Genomic DNA, 10,607 nt, shown 5'->3' with positions numbered 1-10,607 from the left:
TAATGCCAGACATCGGCGTTATGCACGTGGATGAAGTCGATAACGTGACCATGGAGCAGGCGATCAATCAGATTACCAATAGCGCCACCAAGTACCAAGGCTAGACCGAGAGAGAGGAGCTTGGCGTTTCGCGGCGCTTTAATTAGATAGACGATCAAAAATATCGATATGATCAGTGCCAGCCCAGAAAAAAACCATTTTTGCCAGCCGCCTGCATCCGCCAAAAAGCTAAAGGCAGCGCCGTAATTATAGGCCAAAGTCCAATTCAAAAATGGCTCAATAACGGGTACTGGCTCGTGAAAGGTCAGATTGGTTTCAGCTAACCATTTGGTGAATTGATCTATAACCAAAACGATGAGTGAAAGCAGATACCACATAAAGGCACGACTGCCATTGGCGATAACTTTTGGCGTTTTATTTAATCGACCCATAGGCGTCACTGAACTGCCAGTTGTGATATGCACAGGTTTTGGCAATTCATCAACTGGGGTCGGTGTCTGCGGCTTAGAGGGGTCAGGCGGGTTAAGCATAGTGACGTACCTCACCGCTACCTACAACATTGGTCACGCAGCGCGCGCACAGCTCTGGATGCTTGGGGTCAGTGCCGATATCATCGCGGATATGCCAGCAGCGTACACATTTAGTGCCCGTCGCCGCGCTAATATTGACTTTTAGATCGGTTGCCGCTCCGCTATCATTTTCAGTACCAGGGGAGACTGTATCAGCAGCTGTTATATCTGTAGGCGCCTCACCTAGTGGTGCAAGCGTAGCTTTGCTGGTAATTAAGACAAAACGTAGCTCCTCGCCAAGTTTGGCTAAGCTATCGTGCATTGCGCCCTCGGCATAAAGGGTAGCGTCAGCGGATAAATTGGCATTGATGATTTTGTCACCGCGTGCGGTTTCGATGTTTTTATTGACTAAGTCTTTGGCACGCATAATGTTTTGCCAATCATCTGTACTAATCGCGCTCAGCTCAAGTTCTGGGAACTCGTACCACTCTTGAGTAAACACGTACGCATCGGCGTTTGCACTATCGTTAGCGTGTAATACTTCCCATGCTTCTTGCGCGGTGAATGACAAGATCGGTGCAATCCAGCGAATTAAAGCTTGGGCGATATGGTAAATCGCCGTTTGCGCCGAGCGGCGCGGCTGTCCATCTTTTTGCGTGGTGTACTGACGGTCTTTGATGATGTCTAAATAGAAGCTACCCAAGTCCTGTGAGCAGAACGCCGCGATATGCTGCGTGACTTGATGGAAGTCCATGGCATCATAAGCCCTGACGATTTGCGCTTGCACAGTCTGCGTACGCTCAAGGATGAACTTATCGAGACTGACCAGATCATTAATAGCGATGCTATTAGTCGCAGGATTAAAGTCGTCGGTATTGGCTAATAAGAAGCGCAAGGTGTTACGGATACGGCGATACATATCGATCGCGCCTTTAAAGACCGTTTTGCCTGCGCTCATCTCATAACGATAGTCGCTCGACGCAATCCATAACCGCAGCATGTCTGCGCCTGTTTTGTTAATCTCGTCTTGTGGGGTGATGATGTTACCCAGTGACTTACTCATTTTGCGGCCGTTTTCATCAACCACAAAACCATGAGTCAAGACTTGCTTAAACGGGGGACGCTCGTACATCGCCTCCGAGGTTAAAAGGGAGGTCTGGAACCAGCCGCGATGCTGATCTGAGCCTTCTAGGTACATGTCAGCTGGATTGGTCAGCTCCTCACGCTGCTCAAGGACAGCAAAATGCGTCGTCCCTGAATCAAACCAAACGTCTAGCGTATCGGTAGACTTGTCATAATCGCTTGCTTCATCGCCTAGATAGTCCTCACAGCTGGCATCAAACCAAGCTTCCACGCCGCCCGCTTCTATGTTCTTTGCAGCCACTTCCATCAGCTCAAGCGTGTTTGGATGCAGCTCGCCTGTTTCTTTATGGGTAAAAAAGGCAATCGGCACGCCCCAAGTACGCTGGCGTGAGATACACCAGTCGGGGCGACCCGTCATCATTGATTCAATACGGTTTTGACCCCATGCTGGCGTCCATTTAACCTGTGGAATATCTTTTAGGGCGCGCTCACGTAGGCCCTCGACTTCCATGTTAATGAACCACTGCGGCGTCGCACGAAAGATAATTGGCGACTTATGACGCCAGCAATGCGGATAGCTGTGCTCAATTTTGGTATGGCTGACCAAATGATCATTGTCATGTAAGGCGGCGATAATCTTTGGATTGGCTTTATAGATATGCTCACCTGCGAACACAGCAGCGGTCTCTAAATAGACGCCAGTGCCGCTAACGGGGTTCTCTACTGGCAAGTTGTATTTAAGACCAACGATATAATCGTCAAGACCGTGACCGGGCGCGGTATGCACCAGACCCGTACCGCTATCAACCGTGACATGATCGCCTAAGATAAGCGGCACTTGGCGATCTTCAATTAATGGATGCTGAGCGCGCAAGCCTTCAAGCGCGCTACCTGATACGGTTGCCAACACACCTTTGTTGTCCAGTTTAAGCTCAACAAGTGCTGTCTCAACCAAATCAGCGGCTAATAGCAAGTTGCCTTTGTCGGTTGCGACCACACTATAGTCATGTTCAGGATGTACTGAGATGGCTTGGTTAGCAGGCAGCGTCCATGGCGTCGTCGTCCAGATAACAGCGGCGATAGTGCCGTCAATCTCGCTTAAAGCAGCTAGTTTTTGAGTATCCAAAACATCAAAGCTGACGTAGATCGCATCAGAGATTTTGTCTTGATATTCTACTTCCGCTTCTGCCAAAGCTGAGCTACAGTCCAAGCACCAGTTGACAGGCTTCATACCGCGAGTCACATGACCATTGTCATAGATTTTAGATAATGCGCGCACGATATTGGCTTCCTGCGAAAAGTTCATCGTGAGATAAGGATTGTCCCAATCACCAAAGATACCTAAGCGCTTAAAGTCAGCTTTTTGCAATTCAATTTGCGTGCTCGCATACTCACGGCACAGACCGCGAAACTCGGTGGCGGACACTTTTTGACCGACTTTACCGACTTTGGCCTCAACCTTTTGCTCAATGGGTAGACCATGACAGTCCCAGCCCGGTACATAGGGCGCATCAAAGCCTGATAAGGTTTTTGATTTGACGATCATGTCTTTGAGCACTTTGTTGACCGCGTGACCTAAGTGAATCTGACCGTTCGCATAGGGAGGGCCGTCATGCAAAATGTATTTGGTCGCGCCGACTCGCGCGGCACGAATTTTGCCGTAGACGTCGTCCGCTTCCCACGCCGCCAGCCAATCAGGCTCACGTTTGGCAAGGTTAGCACGCATCGCAAAGGGCGTGTCGGCAAGGTTTAGCGTATCTTTGTAGTCGATAGAGTCGGTCATAGTGGTCTTTGTCTTAATTAAATGTAGTGAGAAAACCCGCGTGCCAAAATATAGGATGACTGGTATATATGCAGGACGCATTGACAAAAATCAAAGCCACCTATTATAAGGCAATTAACGCACTAAAAACAGGGGACATGTTTTGGGCAAATAGACGCTTAGAGTTATTGATTGTTTTTAATAATCAGCTGCTCTGCCAAGGTAGAGAACGGCTGGGTGGCGTGAGCAAAATCAAGACTACTCTCTAAATGACTCAAATGCTCATCGAGTAGCATGACAAGTCTGTTCTCATCTTTGGCCTCTATCGCTTGTACTATACCCAAATGCTCATCTTCAGCGCAGTTTGAGGAGCCTGCATTATTGTATAGTCCGATAATCAAAGTCGTGCGCAAGGTAAGTTCACTCAAAAACTTCTCGAGCACCTGATTGCCAGCGATTGTCGCTAAATGCATATGAAAGGCGCGGGATAATCGCAATTCAGCAGGGGTGTCTCCTGCCGCGCGCGCAACCGCTTCATCCTCAATCATAGCGCGCATATTAGCACTGTCTTGATCGGTGGCGTTTTTGATGACGCTGAGCGCCAGCGTACGCTCAATGGTGCGCCGCGCGGCAAACACGTCACCGGCTTCCTTGGGCGTAGGCGTTGAGATAAATGCACCGCGATTGGGCTGTAATTGCACCACATGCATAGTTGCCAGTGTCGAGAGGGCGCGTCTTACGTTGGCTCTATTGCATTTGAACAGATCGCTCAATGCCTGCTCACCAAGTTTAGTGCCCGCAGGCAAGCGCTGCTCTGACACTGCAGCAGTGATAGCCTCAATGATTGCGTTCTCTGGCGTGTCTTCGGTTTTTACTAGTGTATTAATAAGATTCATAGTCGCGATTATAGTGCGCTGCATGCATGGCGACAACATTTTTTAATTTTTAGTTGTATTGTTAACAATTTTAGTTAACAATGAATATATACGCATATAGTTACTTTTGTTTGATATTCAAATCAGTCTCTGTATCAACTTTATATATGGATAACCAACCTCTATGAAAATCTTAGTCATGAACCCTAATTCGACGACCTCCATGACGGACAAAATCGTTGAGAGCGCTCGTCAAAAGGCAAGCGCTGGCACAACGATCATCGGCGCGTCAGGGGATGATGCGCCAGCCTCTATTCAAGGACACTATGACGAAGCGATGTCTGTGCCTGGACTGCTTAGACGTTTGGCCCAAGCAGAAGCAGACGGCGTCGATGGCGTCGTAGTCGCCTGTTTTGATGATCCAGGTATTGGCGCTTGCCGTGAGGTGTTCTCAGGCCCCGTCTTAGGCATTTGTGAGGCGGCGGTCAAGGCGGCAAGTATGGTCTCAACCTCATTTAGCGTGGTGACGACTCTGCCGCGCGCGATACCTGTGATCGAAGAGCTTATTCACGGTTATGGTCTGTCTCATCGCTGTCGGCGCGTGCGCTCAGCTGAGATACCTGTGTTGGCGCTTGAGGAGCCAGGCTCTGGCGCGCGCGAAAAAGTACGCGATGAGATTATGCGCGCCGTACGTGAGGACAACTGCGAAGCGATCGTTTTGGGCTGCGCGGGCATGGCAGATTTGACCGAGTGGCTAACGAAAGAGACGGGCGTTCCTGTTATCGACGGCGTCACTGTGGCTACGCGTATGGTCGAGGCACTCATTGGTAGCGGTATAAAAACCAGCAAGATTGGTGCTTATGCAGCGCCTATTAAGAGCTAAGTCAATTTACACACTTTAGGAAGGAGAGTGTCATGGAAGACGCAAAAAGAGCCGTAGCGGCGGCAGATATCAAAACGCTGGATCATAAGGGAGTCGGAGAGGAGAGCCTTGCGCCGCAAACCACGCGCATCATGGGATCTTGGTCTTATTTATTTGCATGGCTTGGCGGCTGCGTTTCTATCGGGACGTTCACCGTCGGCTCAGGTCTGGTCGGTACGCTAAACTTGCTGCAAGTGGTACTTGCCATTGCTATAGGTTGTACCGTCATCGGGGCGGCGCTGATGATTAATGGCCGCGCCGGTCACAAGTATGGTATTCCGTTTATGGTTCAGACGCGCTCCGCTTTTGGCTTTACTGGTAGCCGTATTCCTGCACTAGTGCGCTCAGTACCTGCGATCGTCTGGTTTGGCTTTCAGAGCTGGATTGGCGCTGGTGCGTTGAACTTGGTATCTGATGCGCTATTTGGCTATAGCAATATCGTCGTTTTCTTCATCGGTTTTCAATTTTTACAGATTGGTCTATCTGTTTTGGGCTTTCATGGTATCAAGTGGCTTGAAAACATCGGCTCGGTGTTTATTATCGGCTCGCTCATTTATATGTTTATTAGTGTCATTAATAAATATGGCGATACTATTTCAACTAATTTGATTAACGTTGAAGGTACTTGGGGTACGCCGTTTTGGGGTGCGACCATGCTGTTTTTAGGTGTCTATAGTACGATGATGCTCAACGTCTCTGATTATTCACGCGAATTAAAAGAGAACGTCGGATTGTTCCGTCAAGTAGTCATTTATTCAAACTCTATCTTGCCTGCTACCTTGTTTATGGGCTTGATCGGTCTCATGGTGACCAGCGCAACGGGTGAAGTAGACCCTATTAAAGTGTTCTCAAGCGCAGTTGATAACAAGCCTTTACTGGTCATCACCATGCTGTTTATTGCCTTTGCCCAGGTCACAACCAACATCCTAAATAACGTCGTACCGCCTGCTTATGCCTTGATGGATATCTTTAAAGTCAAATACAAAACAGCGGCGGTCATCGTCGGGTTGCTCGCCTTTGGAACCTTTCCTTGGGAGCTGGTCAAAGATGAGTCTGCGGCAGGACTCAACCTCTTTATTCAAACGTACTCTGCATTCTTAGGGCCTATATTTGCGATATTGGTCGTTGATTATTACTTCCTGCGTAAGCAAAAGCTCGATATCGATAAGTTATATGATGAAAATGGTCCTTATAAAGGGGTGAATATGGCAGCAGTCATCGCTATGGCGATTGGTATTGTGGTTGCACTGACGTTCACTAGCATCTCTTGGTATGCTAGCCTGATTCCTGCTGGGGCAATCTACTGGATATTGATGCTCAAAATGCCATCGGCGCAGCGCTTTATGTCGTAGATGGTTATCGCTTAGAGTCATTGATAAAAAAACCCGTAACGTAGCATATCCTACGCTACGGGCTTTTTATAACATTCCTAAGAGACGGCTTTACATTGTAAACAACGTATTTGGAGAGAAACGTATCTAAAGAGATGTGCTACGATTAGTGAGCTATCTGGCAGATTGCGTCATGATTGCTTGTATGTCGTTACGTTTATATCAAAAATAAATCGTTAAACTAACATCACGCTTGGCTCAATTTTGATTCCGTCAAATTACTCTTATCAAGGAAGATAATTATGAAAATAGGCATTCCAAAAGAGATTAAGAATAATGAAAATCGCGTTGGATTGACACCCAGTGGAGTCAGTGCTTTGGTCGATGATGGTCACAAGGTTGTCGTTGAAACAGACGCTGGTATGGGTTCGCAGTTCACTGATAATGACTACAAAGACGCAGGCGCAACTATCGTTAACAGTGCAAGTGAGACTTGGGATGCCCAATTGGTCATCAAAGTCAAAGAGCCACAATCATCAGAGTATGAGTACTTTAAAGAAGGCTTGATTCTGTTTACCTATTTGCATCTCGCCGCTGAGCCTGATCTGGCGAAAGCATTGATAGAACATAAAGTAACGGGCATTGCTTATGAAACCGTACAGCTAAAGGATGACTCACTGCCACTGCTAACGCCAATGAGTGAGATTGCAGGGCGCATGAGTACACAGATCGGCGCGCAGTTTTTGCAGAGCTTTTATGGTGGTAAAGGTATATTACTCGGCGGCGTACCGGGCGTACAAAAGGGGCGGGTCACTATCATCGGTGGCGGCGTCTCAGGTACGGAGGCGGCAAAAATGGCAATCGGTTTAGGCGCAGATGTCACTATTTTGGATCTTGATCCCAAACGGCTCAAGCAATTATCTGAGCTCTTTGGTAATGAGGTGCAGACGCTAGTATCCAACAAAGTCAATATTGCTAGGTGCGTACAAAATAGCGATTTGGTCATCGGCGCGGTACTCATTCCAGGAGCGGCTGCACCCAAACTAGTCAGTGAAGAGATGATCGAGTCTATGAATGACGGGGGCGTCATCGTCGATATCGCCATCGATCAAGGCGGTATCTTTGAGACGACCGATCGCATCACAACCCATGACGATCCTACGTATACCAAGCACGGTATTGTTCATTATAGCGTCGCTAACATGCCAGGCGCGGTACCGCGTACTTCAACCTTAGCCTTATCGAACGTGACTTTACCCTACGTACGAGCACTCGCTAAAAAAGGCGTAAAGCAAGCGTGTATGGATAATGCTGCACTAGCAAAAGGCATTAACACCATGCAAGGTCATATGACCTACGAGGCGGTCGCTGAAGATTTAGAATATGAGTATAAGGATTTGGATGAGTTGATCGGTTAACTACTATCATAAAACAAAGCCTACTAAATTCTTTTTTGCAAAAAAGGTAGGCTTATTTAAATCATTGTCAGTCGACTCAAAAAACCGAACTCAGCCACAACCGTAATTTAAGCGACCAAAGCGGCTGAATGCCTGTGAGTCCTTGCGTCATTTTGCCATCTTTTAAGACCACATACGACGGCGTCACTTGTCCTTGCCAATCAGCAAAGATACGTCCTTCTTCATCGTTTATCGTCGTAAAATCAAAATTATTGTCAGTCATATAATTTGATAATTCTTGATTATTGCCTGACTTAATGGCAACGGTCACGACAGGGTAGTTATTCTCCACCGCCAGCTTATTGATAGTTGGTGAAGTATAAGTGCATATCGGGCACCAGGTTCCCCAGAAATATACGAGCGTCGGCTTATCGGTACTCATTGCCGCAAGATCAAGGCGTTGTCCTTGATAGTCTGTCAGTTGCAATTGTGGATCGGCCGGCATGACAGGCTGTCGCCACCAGTTCACAGCAGTATAGATGAGCGCAAATATCGTCCCATAGATAAGTATGGTTTTAAGTATTGATAGCCCCCTTTGTTTCGGTGTCTTTCTAAGTTTTAATGTTTTTTGCGAACCTGTCATTTTAGTACCTGCTCTTCTACTTTTTGTGATCTTAGATATAAAAAACGGCTGAATGATCAGCCGTTTTGTTATTGTGTAGTGGGTACTAAACGAGATAGATATACTAGATTGTAACGCGAGACTGGTACAAACTTTACTTGCGTGCTGTGTCTGCGCTGCTCGATGCTGCGCAAAATTTGTCCCAGCCTCGCTGTATCTCTTTTACATTGACTTGACTATACGTTTGTGAGCTTTTCACCTTTACCTTAAGCCCTTAGAACTTTTCGGCGCGACCCTGCAGTGGATTGCCCAACAGTACGCTACCTGAGTTTTCACGACGCTCGCTATCGCTTAGTTTGCTGGCAGGTATCTTTGCTTTACGCTTCCACTTTAGGCTAAACAGATCATCGCGGCGATCGAGCAAATTATGTACTGAACCCTCGTTACGCACATGGATGAGCTTATCTAAATTGAGATCAGAGAAGAACACCATCTCTGTATTAGCCGTGGTCTCTGCCATGATGGCATCATGCGGGAACGCAAAGTCTGATGGCGAAAAAATAGATGACTGTGCGTATTGAATATCGAGGCTCTCCACTTGCGGCAAGTTACCGACAGAACCACAAATCATCACGTAGCATTCGTTCTCAATGGCACGTGCTTGGGCACAGTGGCGCACGCGCAGATACCCGTTTTGAGTATCGGTCCAAAATGGCACAAACAAAATGTCCATGTCATCGAGTGCCATTAAGCGTGCTAATTCTGGAAACTCAACGTCATAACAGACCAAGATTCCAATACGGCCGGCATCCGTGTCGAACACTTTGACCTCGTCACCGCCTTCAATCACCCAGGCACTACGCTCATGCGGAGTAATATGAATCTTGCGTTGCTCCTCGACTGTGCCATCGCGTCGGCATAGGTAGCTGACATTATACAAAGTATCGTTTTCATCAAGTAGCGGCATGGAGCCTGTGATGACATTGACGTTATAACTAACCGCTAGATGCGAGATCTCGTTTTTGAACCATTCGGTATAGCCTGCCAAAAAGCGAATGGCGATGTTTTGATCGGTGGACTCACACAATCCCATTAACGGCGCGTTAAAAAACTCTGGCAGACAGGCAAAATCTGAGTTGTAGTCCGCCATGATATCGACAAAGAACTCGACTTGTTGTAGCAGCTCCTCTGGCGACTCAACCTCACGCATCTGCCACTGAATCCCGCCAATACGTACCTCAGATTTACGGGTATTGGGCTTATAGTCTTTGGGCTCATAATAGATATTGGCCCACTCAAGCAAGGTTGCAAAGCCTTTAGACTGCTTGTCATCAGGTAGATATGCGGTCAAGATGCGCTTGACGATAAAGCCGTTTGAGAGCTGAAAAGATAGCGCTGAGTCATGAATCTCACGCGACTCGACCGCGTCAATGTACTCGCCAGGAGTGAGGTCTTTGTGATTGTAGTAATTAGGTATACGTCCGCCTGCTAAAATAGCGCGGAAGTTTAACTGTCGGCACAGCTCTTTTCGCGCATCATACAGGCGACGACCCAAGCGATAACCGCGATACTCAGGATCAATGAGCGCATCTAAGCCATAAATAGCGTCACCTTTAGGATCATCTCTGATAATCTCTTTGTGACCAATTAGATCATCATAAGTATGCGGATTAGAGAACTTGGCGTAATCGACACGCATAGACAGTACAATACCGATCAGATCGTCGTGATCAAATAGCGCAATTTGTCCTTCGGGAAAGGCATCAATCAAAGCATGGATAGTGGCTTTTGACCAAGAACCGCCAAGGTTAGAATATACTTTATCCATAAGAGCTTTGAGCTGGGGATAGTCTTTTTTCTTAATCTCTGCAATCGTTAAATGAAAGTCTTCTGGTTTTTCTATATTACTCATAAAGATCCTATAATATTGTTTATTAACTACGTGGTGATAAGCGTGAAGGCTATTGGTTGATAATATGAGTGCATACAACTAGCGACATATGCCCATAATATGTTGTCCTGTCAGTTACAAAAAATGGTTATCTTGAATACAGTAACAATGTTACAATAATTAACAATAACAAGTACTTATTATGTTCTTGCACT

8 protein-coding genes are annotated in these 10,607 nt (G+C 47.0%); 3 read left to right on the top strand and 5 right to left on the bottom strand.

All coding sequences use genetic code 11. From position 1 onward, the window contains the following. The 3 genes from lspA to ACTXGO_RS05985 all read right to left on the bottom strand — a co-directional run. On the bottom strand, positions 1–530 hold a 530-nt coding region (gene lspA / locus ACTXGO_RS05995; protein ID WP_443573694.1), incomplete at its 3' end, for a signal peptidase II. Next, a complete protein-coding gene (gene ileS / locus ACTXGO_RS05990; RefSeq protein WP_443573692.1) occupies positions 523–3,375 on the bottom strand; it encodes an isoleucine--tRNA ligase in 2,853 nt (950 codons plus the stop codon). The genes lspA and ileS, both read right to left, overlap by 8 nt. Positions 3,376–3,539: 164 nt before the next feature. Then, positions 3,540–4,274 (bottom strand): GntR family transcriptional regulator, encoded by a 735-nt coding sequence (locus tag ACTXGO_RS05985; RefSeq protein WP_443573690.1) that lies wholly within the window; start codon positions 4,272–4,274, stop codon positions 3,540–3,542. 139 nt (positions 4,275–4,413) lie between these two features. Here ACTXGO_RS05985 and ACTXGO_RS05980 point away from each other — a divergent pair, with 139 nt between their 5' ends. The 3 genes from ACTXGO_RS05980 (at position 4,414) to ald (ending at position 7,900) form a co-directional block, all read left to right on the top strand. Beyond that, positions 4,414–5,112: an aspartate/glutamate racemase family protein gene (locus ACTXGO_RS05980; protein WP_443543588.1), complete on the top strand. Its 699-nt coding sequence runs from the start codon at positions 4,414–4,416 to the stop codon at positions 5,110–5,112. A 32-nt stretch (positions 5,113–5,144) separates the two neighbouring features. Then, complete coding sequence (locus tag ACTXGO_RS05975) at positions 5,145–6,503, top strand: NCS1 family transporter (protein ID WP_443573689.1); 1,359 nt, start codon at positions 5,145–5,147, stop codon at positions 6,501–6,503. 281 nt (positions 6,504–6,784) lie between these two features. After that, complete coding sequence (gene ald, locus ACTXGO_RS05970; protein WP_435950283.1) at positions 6,785–7,900, top strand: alanine dehydrogenase; 1,116 nt, start codon at positions 6,785–6,787, stop codon at positions 7,898–7,900. A 76-nt stretch (positions 7,901–7,976) separates the two neighbouring features. Here the strand turns inward: ald and ACTXGO_RS05965 are convergent, their stop codons facing one another. Together ACTXGO_RS05965 and ACTXGO_RS05960 are read right to left on the bottom strand one after the other, a co-directional pair. Then, on the bottom strand, positions 7,977–8,522 hold the full coding sequence (locus tag ACTXGO_RS05965; RefSeq protein WP_443543584.1) for a protein disulfide oxidoreductase: 546 nt from the start codon (positions 8,520–8,522) through the stop codon (positions 7,977–7,979). 253 nt (positions 8,523–8,775) lie between these two features. Then, the gene (locus ACTXGO_RS05960) at positions 8,776–10,413 is read right to left on the bottom strand and encodes a carbon-nitrogen hydrolase family protein (RefSeq protein ID WP_317200135.1); all 1,638 of its coding nucleotides are present in this window, start codon (positions 10,411–10,413) and stop codon (positions 8,776–8,778) included. Positions 10,414–10,607 lie beyond the last annotated feature (194 nt).

The organism is Psychrobacter sp. T6-1, assembly GCF_052258445.1.
This window is presented reverse-complemented; position numbering and strand designations above follow the sequence as displayed.

Coding starts and splice junctions, on each gene's coding strand:
- ileS (WP_443573692.1), bottom strand. CDS start 3,375: ATGACCGACTCTATCGACTACAAAGATACGCTAAACCTTGCCGACACG.
- ACTXGO_RS05985 (WP_443573690.1), bottom strand. CDS start 4,274: ATGCAGCGCACTATAATCGCGACTATGAATCTTATTAATACACTAGTA.
- ACTXGO_RS05980 (WP_443543588.1), top strand. CDS start 4,414: ATGAAAATCTTAGTCATGAACCCTAATTCGACGACCTCCATGACGGAC.
- ACTXGO_RS05975 (WP_443573689.1), top strand. CDS start 5,145: ATGGAAGACGCAAAAAGAGCCGTAGCGGCGGCAGATATCAAAACGCTG.
- ald (WP_435950283.1), top strand. CDS start 6,785: ATGAAAATAGGCATTCCAAAAGAGATTAAGAATAATGAAAATCGCGTT.
- ACTXGO_RS05965 (WP_443543584.1), bottom strand. CDS start 8,522: ATGACAGGTTCGCAAAAAACATTAAAACTTAGAAAGACACCGAAACAA.
- ACTXGO_RS05960 (WP_317200135.1), bottom strand. CDS start 10,413: ATGAGTAATATAGAAAAACCAGAAGACTTTCATTTAACGATTGCAGAG.